This is a genomic window from Nostoc sp. PCC 9305, assembly GCF_963920915.1.
In the GTDB taxonomy this organism is placed as follows: Bacteria; Cyanobacteriota; Cyanobacteriia; order Cyanobacteriales; family Nostocaceae; genus Nostoc.
On sequence record NZ_CAWUDN010000006.1, the window covers coordinates 41694 to 58010 of the forward strand.

A 16317-nucleotide genomic window follows, 5' to 3' on the forward strand; every position below is an offset into this window, starting at 1 on the left:
GCATAGCTTTAACTTTGCTTTAATTTCAAAGCCTCAGTAGCCGAAACACCCTCACCCTGACTACCGAAATACCACAAAGCCGTAGCAGCCTCAGCACGAGTTACTGGTTTTTTGGGTTGAAACAGAGTCGTATAACCAAACACCCGCCGAATATTCGATTGTTCGCCATTCTGGTAATCAGCCAACACTGCTCTTAAAGCCTTCGGGTCAATTCGCGCTGCGTCTTGGAAACCCCAGGTTTGTTTGACCGCATCTAAGTTAGCAGAGGGTAAAGCTTGGCGACTATCTAAAGGTAATTTCCACAGCAGCAACTGTTCCCGCGTTAGAGGTGCATCAGGACGAAATAAAACTACTGTAGAATCTCCAGACAAAGGACTGGGAATTAAGCCAGCTTCAGCTAATCCCTGAATTGCGAGGAAATCAGGGTCTTTTGCTGACACATCACTAAAAGCTGGTTGAGTACTTTCTGATGCCAAGCGAATCTGCTTAGCTGGATTGTTGGCATATACAGCATTGTTAGCAGCGATTAGCCAACGGGCATATTCCCGATGTGTAACGGTTTTACTGGGTTCAAACTGATTAGTTGTGGTAGTGGAGTTGCTCTTAGTTGTCTTTGCTTCTATAGATAAAACACCTAATGCAGCCAAGTCTTGGATATGTTGCCGCCATTCCTGTGGTGCCTTATTCAGATCGTTGAATACCTGAGATTTAGGGATGGCTGTAGGGATTGTTTGGTTATTAGCTGTGCTTGGTGGCTGTGCTGCCAAGTTGGTGGGTGGTATTGGGCCAATGAACTGTGAATTTCCTGGTTGAGGAACGGCGTTAGCAGTTTCGTTAGGATTTGTAGTTGAAGTAGGTTGTGCTGTTGTAGTACTATTCGGTACGTAATCAATCAGTAATTCAGTGGCTGTTTGGGGTTGATTAGGTATGGCGTTAGTAACTGATTTGGGCTGAATGGAAACCTTCAACAGCAAATCGTTGCGACGTGCCTCAAAAGCTCCTCCTGTATCATCTGTCGGCTGTTGTAAAATCTGCCAGTTATTTGTTTGAAACTGGCTGCGATAAAAACTAGCAATAAAATTACTGGGGTCAGAACTTAACCAACGAGTTGAGATTTTATTTTCTGAGCCGCTAGCAGGTGTAACTTCCTGTAGCTTGGCATTGGAATATAAGGGGATATCTTTAGGAAAATCGGATGGTAACTGAACTGCTGATTCATTTTGCTGTGCTTGCGGTTGATTACCTTGAGATTCTCCAAAGACAACTTCATCGCTTTGCAGTTTCGGATCTGCCGCCAAAGATTGCTCAAGGTTTTTGGCGACTGGACTATTAGCACAGGCTGTTAACGAAGTGAGTATAACAGCCCAAATTAGAAATACAGCTGGACGTTTACAGGGAAGCACAGGAAATCACAAATTGAGTTCAATTCCTACCCTAGCGCAGACTGTCCATTAAATGGGAATGAGGCACGGAACATGGTTATTCTCCTTTATTGCCCTGCTCTCCTCTGACTCTTCATATCACCAAAAGACACTACCGACTTACTACGTCTTCTTCCTAAATGTCTATTTTGGTGATGATATCTTCAAAAATGAGTAAACGGTAGCAAAAGCTACCGTATTGTCTTCGTTTTACAGCCATTAGGTTTTGATAATTCCTATGCTTATTTATAGAGTTCCCTAAAATTCTGAAAAACTAACATCTTTGAGAAAAAACATAAATAAATCTGAAATGCTTGCTAGATGAGAGTTTTATGAGTTTGGAGTTTGTAGTAAGGACTTTAGTCTTTAGATGAAGATTAGAGGCACCAACTACAAACCGATCGATACTTGATTGTAAACCAATTTTTCAGATAGTTATCTAAACATCCAAGTTGTAGAGCAGATAACCGATTGATAAATGGTCAAAAAACAGTTTAGCTAGCAAAAGCTGGAATCTACTTCCAGATGGACTAGTTGTAATGCGATGTCTACGGCCGGCAAAGCCTACGCCAATCAACTAGAAGTGATAGACTAGGAATAAAGCCCCCTTTAGCCTCACTCAAAGAGGGGAATAGATCGAGTTAACTAACACTGGCTGACAATCGATTCTGGAAATTATTCATCTGACGATGGCAAGGTGAGTAAGGCAAGCTCTGGAAAATGCCAGTGTTAAACAATTCCAGGAAATTAGCGTAAGTTCTTTATTCTTGGCGACTGGGGCAAATAAGTAAAGCAGTCAAGAGTCGCAGCAGTTTCCCTAGTATTTCTAAATTGATTTTCTGGAGAAAGTGCTGCTTGTGCTGTAGTCAAGGGTTTCTTGACAGCCTCAAAAGCAGTGAGTGCTTCCTCTAAAAGTGCGCGATCGCCTCTATGTTATCCAAAACTTTCCCTCAATCAACCCATCCCCTGTTATTCTGGGATAGGGCTGTGGTTCTTTTAGGAAAGCTGGAAGGTGCGCTTCGCAAGTTATAGAAGTAGTACATAGTTAGCTATGGCTGTTTTTCCCAATCCTAGTTAATGATTGGCTTGAGGCAAAAAAGACACTTCATCAAATGCACTGGCGGTTGAAAAAAAACCTCTACAAACTTGGTCTGAACAGTTAACAGCTTCCTGATAGATTAGATACAATTAGCATCTGTGTTTTCTTGGGCGATCGCTTGCTTAAAGCGAGTACTTAAATTGACATAGTGCTGCACTAGCCGATTTGACATAGCATTAAACCTTTCACCTCCCAGCTCTGGCGAAAATTTTTGATTCAGGGCAAATTAAGACTTCTATTTAAGGGGCCTGGTGTTTCTTGAAAATAAAGTTAACCAAACGGGAGCAAAAGGCTGAATAAGATATGTCTGATGTCAAAAACGCAGATCGGATAGGAGTATGAAAATCTAAAATAGATATTAAGAAGAAAAACAACGACCATCGACAACCGTCAGTCCTTTTTACTTTCTGTAAAGCGTCACCGGGTTGTTACCAGTGCTGAAACACGATTACATGCAAGTTTCCCAGGATCAGCCTATTTATTCTGAAGCTCCACTCCAGCTGTTACTGTTTGTCGATGGACGCCCCAAGTCCCGCCAACAGGTGCAGCGAATACGTGCTTACTTAAAAGAATTGCAGGCTGAGTATAGTTTTGAACTTCAAACTATTGATGTTGGTCAACAACCTTACTTAGCAGAACACTTTAAATTGGTGGCAACGCCAGCTTTAATCAAAATTCACCCGGAACCACGACAGGTTTTAGCTGGGAGTAATATCATAGCGCAATTGAAAAACTGGTGGCCTCGCTGGCAAACCGCTGTAGACGCCTATTTGAAATTACAGGAAGACTTACAAGAACGGATAGACGATACTGCTAGGGTAACATCACCCAAATCCACTATCCGTTCAGTTGCTGTTTCTGCCGAACTCATCCGACTCTCAGACGAAATTTTTCGCTTAAAACAAGAAAAAGATAACCTCCAAGAGCAGCTACAGTTTAAAGATCGGGTAATTTCGATGCTGGCACACGATCTCCGCAATCCCCTAACAGCCGCCGCGATCGCCATCGAAACTCTGCAATCTAACTACAATTTAGAGACAGGCCAATTTCAGCGCCTCAAACCATCCTTGACGGCGCATCTATTAAAACAAGCCCGGAATCAAACTAAGATCATCGATCGGATGATTACCGACCTTTTGCAGGTAGGTCGTGGCAAAGATACTGAGTTTCCAATTTTGCCACAAAAGGTGCAGCTAGGTAAACTGTGCTTAGATGTACTAGAAGAATTGTGCGATCGCTACACCGCCAAATCCCAAGAGGTCGAAACAGATATTCCCAACGACTTACCTTATGTATATGCCGATCCAGAACGCATCCGGCAAGTACTAGTGAATCTGTTGGATAATGCCATCAAATACACCCCAGAAGGTGGCAAGATTAGCATCGCCGGATTGCACCGCACTACCCAAAAAGTTCAGTTTAGTATTGGCGATACTGGGCCTGGTATTCCTGTAGAGAATCGCGATCGCATTTTTGAAAACCACTTCCGCCTGCAACGGGATGAAGGTACAGAAGGTTACGGCATTGGCCTTTGTCTATGCCAACGCATCGTTCTAGCACATTATGGCCAAATTTGGGTGGATTCCGCCCCCAATAACGGAGCATGGTTTCACTTCACACTGCCGGTTTATCCTTCTTAGGTAATGGGTATTGACAAATGACAATTAAGAACTTGAGACAAAGCGATCGCGTCCCCCGGCCTTTGCTTGGTAGAGTGCTTTATCTGCCAGCACGATCAACTCTGAAGGTGAAGATTCCCAAGTCGGGACAACAGTTGCCACACCCATACTGAGAGTGACGTGCTGACTCACCGCCGAACCGTCATGAACAATTTGCAAATCTTTGATTCCCGCTTGAATTGCGGCGGCAACGTGAAGTGCGCCCGATGCAGGAGTGTATGGCATAATCACAGCAAATTCTTCGCCACCATAACGCGCTACTAAATCTTGATGTTTTTGTGCCTTAAGGCTTAAGACAGCACCCACCTTTTGTAGACAGACATCCCCTGCCGGATGGCCATATTTATCATTATAAAATTTAAAAAAGTCGATATCACACAAAATCATTGACAAAGGAAATCCCTCTTGTGCGAGATTAATCCATTGAGTATTGAGATAATCGTCAAAGCGGCGACGATTAGCCAACTCAGTTAAGCCATCTACATTGGCAAGGTGATGCAAAGCTTCGTTTGCCGCCTCTAACTGTTTGTATACTTGTGCTTGCTGTAGCAGTCGACGCAACCGCTGGCGCAATACAGGCCAGTGAATTGGCTTAGTGACATAATCAGTCGCTCCCGCTTCAAAAGCACGGTTTACAGATTCCTCATCGTCCAAGCATGTGATCATCAAGATGGGAGTGCGCTCCCATATCTTGGAGATGACTGTATTGTTAAGAGTCGAGTCAGTATCAAAGGTGGCAAGGGCTGAGATTAAATTATTCCTAGCAATCTGGAGCAAGTTCTTACAGCAGGTAAAGCCATCCATCACAGGCATTACAGCATCTAGCAAAACTATATCCGGTTTGATAGTCTCGTAAGCATCTAAACATTGCTTACCATCATTGACCTCGACTACTCGATAACCTTCTTGTTCCATTGCTTTACGCAACAATACCCGGATGGTCTTGTCATCATCAGCCACTAGAATCAGTGGTGGTTGCTTAGAAACAGTAAATGGGCTTATGCCTGACATGAGTTGCCTTCCACTTGCGGAACTATCCTGAAAAAGGCTGTGCAACTCAATCGCATGGGGGCGATCGCTATTTTCATCAATGCCAGGATTTGCGGCAAATGCGTGTCTGGCTTCACAATCAACTGTTTTTTGACAATGGACTGCCCAATGTTGTTGGGCCAAGCAAGCGGTAGATAAATAAGTTGCATAGACAATCTGTAATTGGAACACGAAGGCAATTGCTGCCTTTTTGTTCAGCGATGGTTATGGGAGAAAATGTTACTTTTATATTTCCCTATTGTTAAAGTCAAATTACGATTTTTTTGAGAATTACAAATACACACCCTAATTATTTAGTTATGTAGTTAGTTTGTAAACCTAGTGAGACAAGGAAAAGCAATTGCCAAAGTACCTCAGAAGATAGCTAATACTAAATACTAATATCACCTGACTGAAAATTATTTAGTATATCCGACAAGGCTTGCTGAAGTTTAGTATAATTACATAAGATTGAGATAAAACTTAGTGCAAAACTTTATTTTCAAGTGACTTCATAACCATTGATTTCTATTCATAAACCACTCAAAACTCAAGTTGATTACACAAACAAGCAAAAGTTGTTACAAAAACCATCCAAACCTATTGACATTCGCTAAATCTTTAAAATGCCAGACTCATTAATGTACCAGCAGGATCATTTTGTTGTCCTAGAAACAAATCAACCAGAACAATTTATGACACCATCAGAGCTATTAGAAAAGCTCAAAATAACTCTTCAACAACTCATAATTCAAGATTTACCACCTGACTTGCAAAAGTTTGATACTGTGGAAACTCAAGCCCAATATTTAATTGACACTAGTTGCGAATTAGATATTGGGCCTGGGAAATATTTACAGTGGTACGCAGTTCGTTTAGAAAAGTAACTTTTTGGTAAATGCTTAAGATTTTACTCTTGACTATTGACTAGTGACTAGTGATTCTTTTTGAATATTGATTAGCGCTAGCTCAATTGTATTTTCAGATGGCTGTGTTATTTGAATTTCCAATCCAGGACCAAAATAATTGGTCATTTTTTCATGCTTTTTTTGCCACACATCGATTGGTATTAACGGTGAATCAAATTCTAAAATTAGGGCATAGCTCCCATCAACTTCTGTTTCTCGTAACCCTGTGACTGTTGGCCGTTCCTGGTCATTGGGACTCAAACCCAGAAAAGAAAGTGTTGTATCTAGATGAGCATCTTGACCGTAGCAATATCGGGTGATGTCTTTGCGAATTTTATTTTGAGTCTCAGTTGCTTGCTGCTGGCGCAGTATCAATGCTGACGGTGACGTAGTTTGGCTAAATGGTACTGGCTTAAGTTCATTAGCTTTTAGTGCCAGCCCTCCCAATAATAGAGGAATCCCGTAAAAAAATCCGACAAGATTGAGTGTGGCATTATTATCAGCATAGGCGACGAAGCCAATGATGGTTAATATGCCACCGATAGTTAGACCGAGTGTTCCTAAAGAGATTTGGCGTAGCATGAGCTTAAATTAGTATAAAGTCTGAATACCTTAGTTTTATTATCATCGGCTATAAGCAACAAATTAGGAAAGAATATCGTCTCTAGGCGCTAGTATTCAACATTGCCATATTAAGGCGGTTAAACCGCACGGCAGTTACTAAAGAGCCGGAAGGTAACACACCAAGAGCCAACAAGTCAGGCATTTCCGCCCAAAGCACTAGCTTCGTTTAAACGAGACTTTACCCACTTTTGTTTTTGTGATTTTCAAACACTCAATTTTTCCTTAGTCTACATATTTGCGCAGCATCTCGTAGGGAAAGCAGGTAGCTCTAAGTTGACTACTAACGGCGTATAGTGTGCCAAAATATTAGATTTTGAGTTAACTTTAAATTTAAAGGTAGTTAAAGATAGGAAAAAAATAATGGATTTACAGACTATAAAAGAACGAATTGTCGCAGTTCAAAGTAAACGCGATTACCTATTAAGCTTACTGGAGCAACCAAACCTGGGAACTTTGAGAATTGACGTAAATCAGGCTTTGGAAGAACTGGATGAACTAATTGATGAATTTACACGCACTATTCCGGTAGAGTAGAAGTTATCAAAAATACGTCGGTTCAACCTCAACTTCAGGCTAGACCGACGTTCTTCAGTAGTATCATGTCTTCAATCCCCAGAATTGAACTAAGCCTGAGTTGGCGAAGCAATAATCACTGCATCATTTATCCTGCCACTGAACCATCTCCTGCACGCTGACCCAGCTGCCTAACTAAGGCAATAAGTTCGCTTGTAGGCACATCTTTTTTGCAAACGTCATCAAAGCTAGACATTGCCTTTGTCCCGTGAAAATTCACATCTTCCACTGAGGAGTAAGCAAGTATTTGGGTGTTCGGAGATATAGCTTTGATGTGACTGGACGCGCTCCAGCCATCCATGACAGGCATCTGTAAATCTAGAACAATTACGTCAGGATGGCAACGTTTAACCATTTCTATAGCTTCTTCACCATTACTGGCTAAACCTACTACTTGAATATTTTCCTGGCAAGAAAAAACCAATTGTAAGGTTAAGCGAGTCAGTTCGTGGTCATCAACTACTAAAACACGCAAGGTAGAAAGCTCGCAGGATAACATTAACATTGAGGGGAAAGACAAATTTATTCAGAATAACCTTTCCAGTTTATGAGAACAAGTGCCAGCACTGACTCTATCCTATGGTTGAATAACTTGTGTGAAACTTATGATAAACAACTTAGACAACTGCTCAAAAAATTCCATTTTTGCAAAAAGAACTAAGTTGAGCTAGTTGTCAAGGTATAAGTAACTTATTTTTTTATCAATCAGGTTGCGACTACACCAGTTGAGCGTAATGCCATGTTCATGAGAATTTTTTGTGAATTAGCTTCTGGAGAATCATCATAAGGACGCCGTTGAATGTAAGTGCCATCAGCTTGTAATTCCCAAGCTTGGCGATTATCTGCGAGCATAATTCCCATAATTTCTTGCAAATCTTTAGCAATATCTGGGTCTTTTACTGGGGTAATTACTTCGACTCGGCGATCTAGGTTGCGACGCATCCAGTCAGCACTGCCGATATATATTTCCTCCTGTGTATTGTTATGAAAATAATAAATTCGAGAGTGTTCTAAAAAGCGACCGACAATGCTAATGATACGAATGTTTTCACTAATATCTTTGATTCCTGGGCGTAAACAACAAACACCCCTGATAATTAAGTCGATTTGCACTCCGGCGCGGGAAGCTTCATATAAAGTAGCGATAATTTGCGGATCGACTAGGGAATTCATTTTGGCAACAATCCGTCCAGAAAATCCATTTTGAACATTTTCGATTTCGCGGTGAATTAGTGCCAAAAAGCGATCGCGCATATTCACAGGTGCAACCAGCAACTCTCGATAAGATTTTTGTAGAGAGTACCCGGTTAAGAAATTAAATAAATCTGTAATGTCAGCGCCCAATTCTTCACGGCAACTAAACAATCCCAAATCTGTATACAGTCGTGCTGTTTTAGGGTTATAGTTACCAGTCCCAATATGCACGTAGCGACGTATCCGGTCTTTTTCGCGCCGTACAACCATAACGGTTTTACTATGGGTTTTTAGCCCGACTAAACCATAGACGACATGAACTCCAACTCTTTCTAGTCGTTTTGCCCAGTAAATATTATTCTCCTCATCAAATCGCGCCTTTAATTCCACCAGCACAGATACCTGCTTGCCATTTTCAGCAGCAGCAATTAGGGCGTTGACGATGGGTGAGTCACCAGAAGTCCGGTAAAGGGTCATCTTGATGGCTAACACATTTGAATCGTAGGCAGCATGGGTAATAAAACGGACTACTGTAGCCGAAAAGGATTGATAGGGATGGTGTACTAGTAAATCCTTTTCTCGAATTACAGCAAAAAAGTCTTTTCCTTCGTCCGTCTCCAGCGCATCTGGGTCTAAACTCGGTTCTCTCAGCCTTTGCAGGCGTAACGGTACAACAGATTGGCGTGGTGGATCTTTAAGTTCCGGCAATGGCAAGGACATAAAGTACATTAAATCCCGCAGTCCCAAAAGACCATCTACCTCGTAAACATCACTTTCTGTTAATTCCAAATCTTGCAATAATCGCGATCGCACTATTTCTGGAGTCTGGGATTGAATTTCTAGCCGGACTGGACTACCACCCAGCCGCCGTTTTCGCAATTCCTGTTCGATCGCTAACAACAAATCATCTGCTTCATCTTCTTCTAAGACCAAATCGGCATCACGGGTAATGCGGAACGGATGATATTCTTGAATGTTCATCCCCGGAAATAGAGATTCCAAGTTATGAGCGATCGCCTGTTCTAAGGGTACTCCAGTCCAATGGGCAGGTTTTTCGCTGTTTTGATCTCCCAACTCAGGCGGTATCGGTAAAAATCGTGGGAGAACGCTAGGGACTTTGATTCTGGCAAAGAATTCTTCTTCGGTGTCTGGATTCTTGACGACAACAGCCAGATTTAAACTGAGATTAGAAATAAACGGAAAGGGATGACTAGGATCGACAGCCAGGGGAGTCAAAACTGGAAAGATTTGTTCCTCAAAATAGCTGTTGAGATGAGTCCGCTGCTTTTGATTTAAATCTATGTAATTCAGAATATGAATGCCATGATTTACTAAAAGAGGACGAAGTATTTCCTCAAAATGTTGGTGCTGTTTATTGACATGGGGAGTCAGGGTAGACCTAATATCGTCTAGCTGTTGTTGTGGTGTGCGACCATCAGGAGTTAACAGGCTAACTTTTGCCTCTACTTGTTGCTTTAAGCCAGCAACGCGCACCATAAAAAACTCATCTAAATTAGAGTTAAATATTCCCAAAAATTTAAGACGTTCCAGAAGTGGGGTGCGATCGTCACAGGCTTCATGTAATACCCTGGCATTAAATTCTAACCAGCTTAACTCTCGGTTAAGATAATATTGTGGATCGCTGAGATTGATGGGGGTAGCGCTTTTCTTAGATTTTGCCATAATGACCTAAAGGCAGGCAGATGTAGCCCATTCAACTGGGGGACAATAAATATAGTAAGTTAAATGGTGCTTTAGGGTAACGCTGAGGCAATTTTTGGCTGTGCTGATTCTCTACCTCGCTACTGGTAAAGGACAGACATCATACTTAAATCAAAAATCTATTTGTATTCAAATAATTTTAGTCAAAGACTCAAAAATCAACTTGTGTAGGCACGAAAGCCAACATTACTAAAAAATTTTTGGGTGCTTTGTGCGATGCCTTGGGTATTTTCCAGATAATTACCCTATCCACCCAACCTATAACTAGATTTTATAACCGTTTTCAACTTTGTGGAATATGGTATGGGCGTATAGTTATCTGCCCTTTCAAAATATTGTATCCATACAATAACTGCGATCGGCCTGAGGATTTAAATCGTTGCCCACAGCATATTAACCATAAAGAAACACTTAAGATTTAGCAAAGATATGACGTAGCCATATCTGATAAGTTTTAACGAATTATTAAGCAGTGTTTACATAGATCGTGGTATTGAAAGCAGTCTCAAGCCTTACCTCCAGTACTTTCTGGATTTGATTTTCTAAAGTACGAAGCTTGGTGATTATTGCCACAAATTTTATACAGGCACTGGTTATACATAAGCCTTGCTGCGACTCTATTTATATGATGGTTTTGAAGCTTTTATTCAGATCCACGCCATTACTTCCATCTATTAGTTTTTTTAATTTCTGACCTCTGTCATTTATCTAAAATTCAGTATTGTTACTGGGATTTTTTTTGTAGTCAATGGTTATATTGAGAACGTAAAGAAAAACAACACGGGGAGTTTGTTAATCATGAAAATTTCTGCAATTCTCAAAGGCAGCGTTTGTGTATTAGGTTTGGTTGGTGTTGGTAATTTCTTTGCAGCACCTGCAAATGCAGGAGACGCTGCTGCTCGTGGTGCGGTTACAATTGTTAGACCATCAGGTTCTTCTGTCAGCGTCAGTGCTGAGTTAACTGCACCTACTTCTGCATATTTTACTGGCCCAATGTTACTTGTTACACCTGCATATAGCGGTACCGCAGGTGGAAATGACGAACTTGTAACTAGTTTAACAATAGATCCAGGTGCAGTTGTAAACCTAGTATCACCACCCAGTTCTACAATCGAAGCAGCTATTGCAGCCAAGATTGATGCCGGTACTGCTACATCAATTGAAGACCTAGCAGCCCTTGTAAGAGCAGCTAGTGTTAATGGCGGTCTAGAATAGACTGATTGTTAACTGACAGAAAATCACTATAGTGTTAAAAGCTATTGGCTTTTAGTCTATATGCTTTCACTTCTTGAATTGATTTTCAACCTCTGTTTGGGTATTGTTTGAGAAAATTTTGCCATCAGTTGAGACGAAACGTCTACAACTATCCCCATGCTGGGCATTTGCATCAAAGTATTTGGTAATACGCGAATCAATTCTTTGACTAACTCTACTTTACTTGTATCCATAGTTTTGACAGGGGATAAAGTAGAGAGTGACTGAGACGTAAAAGATTGAAGAAAAAAATACAGCCCCTTGAATGTAGTTGAGGGGCGGTATTTCCAAACTTATCTACTATATTACCATATAAACCCGGTTTCTTGAAGAAATCGGGCTTTTGATGTTGTTTAAATAGATACTTTACGAAATCTTTTAAATTAGCCAATAGGTAAAATACAAAAGCCAAAAGACAGAAGCTGGAAGGCAATAGGCGCAAGACAATCACACAATAATTACTATTGTTGTTTGCCTATTGGGCTTTGCCTTTATTTACTAAGTGTCAATTCTTATACCAAATTTTAGTAGTCTAGGAATCAAATTTTCTGAAAAGTTACCGCTATATTGCTCATGCCAATCAAAAAAAGCATGAGGAATAAATTATGTATAGCGTGTTTCGTCAATTGCCTGGAACTATCAAAAGAACCATTTGTTTGCTGGGTTTTATAAGTATAGGCAATTTTATTGCAGTGCCAGTATATGCACAAGAAGCTGTGGCACGTGGGGCTATTTCTATAGTTTCGCCTTCCGGCGCTTATCAAAGTGTTAGCGGTGAACTCTCTTTACCTGTTAGTAATAATTTTTTAAACCCCGGCACAAATACGACTCTAACAATAACGCCTACTTTTACAAATATTGGAGCAACTAATCAAAGAATAACTTCTTTATCTCTGACAGTAGGCACAGCTAGTGAAATAATCACAAATAATAACAATTCGTTTTTGAATCAAACTTTAAAAACAGTCAATAATCAAACATTAATTCCTGATACAGCCTCTCTCATTCAGACAGTCAACACTACTAATGGCTCAGGGGCTTTAGAATAGTTGCAAAAATTATATTAAATTTATTGCTGCATCTACGATATGTGATAATTCTTAGGCAAAAGGAAAAGGTTAAAAGGGGATAGGAAAAATCCAATAGATAAAGAAAAAAAGAAGAAGCCTCCTTGGATTGTACTGATTGTTTTTACATACTAAAATAGTACTCTCCTATATTGTTATATTGTTTAATTAAATAATCTAAAGTAAATCTTTCTAATTTTAGCTTGCTTATTTACTTTTTTATTTAAAATCGATAACCACCTTGAATTTGCATATCAAGTCCATTTTCTCCTGTACCAATTTTAGATTCTATAAAAATATTATTATCTGTAAAATTATATCTAAAAATAGCTCCGTAGTTTAGACCAGACAATCGGGTATTTAAACCCACATTCTTGGTAGAATAATTTTTAATATAAGCACCAGCAGAGAAATTTCTACCAACTTTTTGTAAACCTTGTAACTCATAAAAAAGGCTTTTACCTAACTCTAGGTTCGTATTAATATTTAAACCTGTACTAGTGCTAATATCGCCACTAAACAGTGTTAAAAACTCACCATTGCTATTATCTTGAATAAAAGCTATTGCCGGTGCTAAGGAAAAACTTATATTTTTTTCTTGATGATTAAAATAATAGCTGAATACAGTTGAAAAAGGATTATTGCTATTTGATGCACTATTCCAGTCAATTTTTAATGATGGTATGTGAGTGTTGACGGCTACAGGTTTTTTATTTGAGTTTAATTGGACATGAGTTTTAATATAGTTAGCCAGAATACTGGCATATATACCCACAGATGGTTCTGCTAACCCTAAATTATTATTAGAAACTCCAGGCGCTGAGTTGGCATTTATATTAAACCAAGTTCCTAAGCTAGCGCTATAGTTTAAATCCCCAGCAGTACCCGCAGCTAATAATTCAACTGAAGGCAAAGAGAGATAACCATCAAATTTTTTAAAACTCACACCTATGCGATCGACTCTGGTGAGTTCAAAATAATCGAATGCTAAATCAAATGTGCGGACTGGAATTGGTACTATAGTGTTATCTTCCGAATTAAATCGTTGTACAAATTGTCGTCCTTGGGAGTTAGTCAAAATAACTTCAGCACCGCTAGATTCGTTAATAGGATTAATGTCAGTATTAGTCAAAGGCATCTGATTTCCTATGAAAGTCAGAGGGCCAAATCTTTCATTAGAAAGTCTGAGGGTTGAAAAGAATGTATCCCCTGGATCTAAAAGTTCAACATCTCTTTGTAAAAATTGAACTGTGCGTTTGTGATTTCCTGTTCTCAGTTCTAAAATCCTAGAATTATTGGGAGTGATTTTACTCTGAAGTGTGAGACTTCCAGAGACTTGTTCTAGATCGCTGGTTGCATTAGAATAAGCTAAAGTACGATTTAGTCTGTTGTTAATTTGTCTTCTTTGATTTGGTGTAGACTTTGTATTTAATTCAACAAAACCTTCTCCGTTTTTAAAGCTTTCTCGTGCTTCTGCTAAACTTTCATTAATATTATCTATTTTAATGTATTCAAAGATTCCGCCTAATGCCAATCCTAAAGTAGAATTAGCTGTTTGTATACTATCAATACTAAAGTCACTTAAATTAGCTGTAATAGACAATCCTGGACTAGAAAAAATATTAGAATAACTAGCACTAATTTTTTCTTTATCATATTGAACAATAGTACGATTATGAGGATAGTTAACATATAATCTGTGCCAATTAGAAGTTGTTTGTGTCTCAGATAAAGTTTTAAATATGGGATCTCTTTTGCCGAAAGATACCCAAGATAAAGAATTTAAATAAGACAAGTCTCTCTCAAGTGGCGTCAAGTAAGGATTAACTGCTATATTTAATAAATCAAAATTATCAAATTCACCTATCTGGGCAATCTTAACACCTGGTAATGAAGAGACAGGAGCAGTAAAACCAAAACCTTCACCCGTCAAGATATTTCCCCATAAAATACCAGTCGCCTCTAGAACACGATCGGGAATAATTTCGCCTAGTTTGAGTTGAACGCTTCCGCCATTTAGTAAAGGCTTTAAATTAGTAGTAGGAAAAGCTTGTAGAATTTTAGGTGTATTAGTAGCATCTAAGAAATCAAATAAAGAGCCGCCACCATCATTACTAAAAGTGGAACCGCTTCCAATAATTGGTGTAGTATTTGCTAAAACTGTGACATTAGGATCGTTAAGATTAATTCCACTATTAATTATTACTTTACCAGCAGGTATCCCTTCAGGATTAATTAGTTCTCCTGCTAGAGAAAGTATAGAAAAATCTTGAGTTTTAGCTCCACCGACTAATTCATCAAAATTCACAGGTAAAGTACTAATATTTTGCAATCCCCAAAATCCTTGGGTTGATGTCATATTTTGGGTAATGTAAGTTTCAGAAGCTCTACCTTGAGCAAGAATACCTGCTTGTGTACCTTTAGTCTCAATTACTAATCTATTGTTATCGAGAACCCAGTAAAACTGGTCATCTTTGGGAAATTTAGCATAAGTAAATTTATCAATAAACTGATTATCTCCAGAAAATCTGATATTTAAATCTGTATCTATATAATTTTCGTCTTCATTTGGTTTAAATAATTGAGGTTTAAAAGTCAGATTATCTGTTGGATTAACAATCCAAGAATACCGATTGGAACTTGCAGTCAGAGCGTCAATAATTATTTTCTTTTGGATTACTTGTTGTTGTTTTTTTGTTCGACGTAGTTTTTCTATTAGTATTTGTTGCTGGGGTGTATATGGCTTTGATGGATTTGAATTTGATGGTTGAATTGTATTTAATTGAGGCTTTTCTTCATCTTCTTCAGGTAGCTTGGGAGGTTTGTCTTTGTATTCTTCAATTGGTATAACGTCAGCAATAGTGAATTTGCGTAACTGTTTTGGTTTCTCTAGGTTAGAGTTAGACTTTCTTAAAGCCTGTTTTAACAGTTCTTGGCTTTGGAAGTTATTTATTTTTTGATTGGAATTGATTAATGACCTTTTCTGGTTAGCGATTAAATCAATATTGTTTTGTCTATTTATGCCTAGAGCGATCGCAGGTAATTTAATAAATACAATTTTGTATAAAATTGTTGAATACAATAAACAAATTCCCAGAATTTTTACATTTTTTTTGAATCTCATTAGGGAGATATTGATACCTTTTCGATTTGGATTTTTCAATGTTTTCAGAATTAAATTTTTGGCGATTCAAACTATTGAGCATTGGCTAATGTCGAAAATTAACCATTATTTAATACTTAGTCTTTGAATTTATTATTGATTTATTTGATTCGATGGATTTAACAGTGTTTCAGTAAATATAGGTAGTCAAAAAAGCTTGATTTTTTATCCTGGCGCAAAGAATAAAATAGGATTAAGCAGATTTACTGCAACAAGAGTGTAATTCTTGAGCAAAAATTCAACCTCAGCAAAATCACCACAGATCAAAAATCAAGCGATGATTTAGCCGTATAAATACGTAATTAAAGGCTATTAACTTCAAAAATTGAGTAAAAAATATACTTCAGACTACTCGCTACAGTCTGTAAATTTGATACACTTTATTTAGTAACTGCCAGATTACTACTGCTGTTTGCTAGCGGAGTTTATTTATACATCCGCATTACTTTGCGGCGTAAACAGGCAGTAGCTGATCGGAGCTTGTTTAAAAAGTTGTAAAGTATACTCAAAACCCCTATCCAAACTTCTCCCTGAATGGGAGAGAGGCTTTGAAATGCCCATTCTCTTCTAGGGAAGGGGCTGGG

The 16317-nt window shown here is 38.9% G+C and carries 12 protein-coding genes and 1 pseudogene; 5 read left to right on the plus strand and 8 right to left on the minus strand.

What is annotated here, in order from left to right; all coding sequences use genetic code 11:
• Positions 1–8 precede the first annotated feature (8 nt).
• Positions 9–1403 (minus strand): S-layer homology domain-containing protein, encoded by a 1395-nt coding sequence (locus tag ACM0OX_RS03915; RefSeq protein ID WP_414513226.1) that lies wholly within the window; start codon positions 1401–1403, stop codon positions 9–11.
• A 1551-nt stretch (positions 1404–2954) separates the two neighbouring features.
• Between ACM0OX_RS03915 and ACM0OX_RS03920 the strand changes: the two genes are divergently transcribed.
• Complete coding sequence (locus ACM0OX_RS03920) at positions 2955–4160, plus strand: histidine kinase (protein WP_414513228.1); 1206 nt, start codon at positions 2955–2957, stop codon at positions 4158–4160.
• Positions 4161–4184: 24 nt separating this feature from the next.
• Here the strand turns inward: ACM0OX_RS03920 and ACM0OX_RS03925 are convergent, their stop codons facing one another.
• Positions 4185–5210, minus strand: coding sequence for a PleD family two-component system response regulator (locus ACM0OX_RS03925; RefSeq protein ID WP_334836965.1), 1026 nt, complete (start codon positions 5208–5210; stop codon positions 4185–4187).
• Positions 5198–5398, minus strand: coding sequence for a hypothetical protein (locus ACM0OX_RS03930; protein ID WP_414513230.1), 201 nt, complete (start codon positions 5396–5398; stop codon positions 5198–5200). Before ACM0OX_RS03930 ends, ACM0OX_RS03925 begins: the two co-directional genes overlap by 13 nt.
• A 456-nt stretch (positions 5399–5854) precedes the next feature.
• On the opposite strand from ACM0OX_RS03930, the gene ACM0OX_RS03935 reads away from it, so the two are divergent.
• Complete coding sequence (locus ACM0OX_RS03935; protein ID WP_094348554.1) at positions 5855–6115, plus strand: chlororespiratory reduction protein 7; 261 nt, start codon at positions 5855–5857, stop codon at positions 6113–6115.
• 33 nt (positions 6116–6148) lie between these two features.
• Here the strand turns inward: ACM0OX_RS03935 and ACM0OX_RS03940 are convergent, their stop codons facing one another.
• Complete coding sequence (locus ACM0OX_RS03940; protein WP_414513232.1) at positions 6149–6718, minus strand: DUF2854 domain-containing protein; 570 nt, start codon at positions 6716–6718, stop codon at positions 6149–6151.
• A 402-nt stretch (positions 6719–7120) separates the two neighbouring features.
• On the opposite strand from ACM0OX_RS03940, the gene ACM0OX_RS03945 reads away from it, so the two are divergent.
• Positions 7121–7294 (plus strand): hypothetical protein, encoded by a 174-nt coding sequence (locus tag ACM0OX_RS03945; protein ID WP_094348556.1) that lies wholly within the window; start codon positions 7121–7123, stop codon positions 7292–7294.
• A gap of 127 nt (positions 7295–7421) precedes the next feature.
• On the opposite strand, the gene ACM0OX_RS03950 is transcribed toward ACM0OX_RS03945, so the two are convergent.
• Together ACM0OX_RS03950 and ppk1 are read right to left on the minus strand one after the other, a co-directional pair.
• Complete coding sequence (locus ACM0OX_RS03950; RefSeq protein ID WP_094348557.1) at positions 7422–7838, minus strand: response regulator transcription factor; 417 nt, start codon at positions 7836–7838, stop codon at positions 7422–7424.
• A 162-nt stretch (positions 7839–8000) separates the two neighbouring features.
• Positions 8001–10210 (minus strand): annotated as a pseudogene (gene ppk1, locus ACM0OX_RS03955) (polyphosphate kinase 1).
• Positions 10211–11047: 837 nt separating this feature from the next.
• Here ppk1 and ACM0OX_RS03960 point away from each other — a divergent pair.
• Positions 11048–11464 (plus strand): hypothetical protein, encoded by a 417-nt coding sequence (locus ACM0OX_RS03960; protein WP_094348559.1) that lies wholly within the window; start codon positions 11048–11050, stop codon positions 11462–11464.
• 56 nt (positions 11465–11520) lie between these two features.
• On the opposite strand, the gene ACM0OX_RS03965 is transcribed toward ACM0OX_RS03960, so the two are convergent.
• Entirely contained in the window at positions 11521–11697 is a 177-nt protein-coding gene (locus tag ACM0OX_RS03965) for a hypothetical protein (RefSeq protein WP_414513234.1), read from the minus strand.
• Positions 11698–12108: 411 nt separating this feature from the next.
• Here ACM0OX_RS03965 and ACM0OX_RS03970 point away from each other — a divergent pair, with 411 nt between their 5' ends.
• Positions 12109–12552 carry a hypothetical protein gene (locus tag ACM0OX_RS03970; RefSeq protein WP_414513236.1) on the plus strand — a complete coding sequence of 148 codons (444 nt, stop codon included), beginning with the start codon at positions 12109–12111 and terminating at the stop codon, positions 12550–12552.
• Between the two features lie 241 nt (positions 12553–12793).
• Here the strand turns inward: ACM0OX_RS03970 and ACM0OX_RS03975 are convergent, their stop codons facing one another.
• On the minus strand, positions 12794–15733 hold the full coding sequence (locus ACM0OX_RS03975; protein WP_414513238.1) for a hypothetical protein: 2940 nt from the start codon (positions 15731–15733) through the stop codon (positions 12794–12796).
• Positions 15734–16317 lie beyond the last annotated feature (584 nt).

Coding starts and splice junctions, on each gene's coding strand:
- ACM0OX_RS03925 (WP_334836965.1), bottom strand. CDS start 5,210: ATGTCAGGCATAAGCCCATTTACTGTTTCTAAGCAACCACCACTGATT.
- ACM0OX_RS03930 (WP_414513230.1), bottom strand. CDS start 5,398: ATGCAACTTATTTATCTACCGCTTGCTTGGCCCAACAACATTGGGCAG.
- ACM0OX_RS03935 (WP_094348554.1), top strand. CDS start 5,855: ATGCCAGACTCATTAATGTACCAGCAGGATCATTTTGTTGTCCTAGAA.
- ACM0OX_RS03940 (WP_414513232.1), bottom strand. CDS start 6,718: ATGCTACGCCAAATCTCTTTAGGAACACTCGGTCTAACTATCGGTGGC.
- ACM0OX_RS03945 (WP_094348556.1), top strand. CDS start 7,121: ATGGATTTACAGACTATAAAAGAACGAATTGTCGCAGTTCAAAGTAAA.
- ACM0OX_RS03950 (WP_094348557.1), bottom strand. CDS start 7,838: ATGTTAATGTTATCCTGCGAGCTTTCTACCTTGCGTGTTTTAGTAGTT.
- ACM0OX_RS03960 (WP_094348559.1), top strand. CDS start 11,048: ATGAAAATTTCTGCAATTCTCAAAGGCAGCGTTTGTGTATTAGGTTTG.
- ACM0OX_RS03965 (WP_414513234.1), bottom strand. CDS start 11,697: ATGGATACAAGTAAAGTAGAGTTAGTCAAAGAATTGATTCGCGTATTA.
- ACM0OX_RS03970 (WP_414513236.1), top strand. CDS start 12,109: ATGTATAGCGTGTTTCGTCAATTGCCTGGAACTATCAAAAGAACCATT.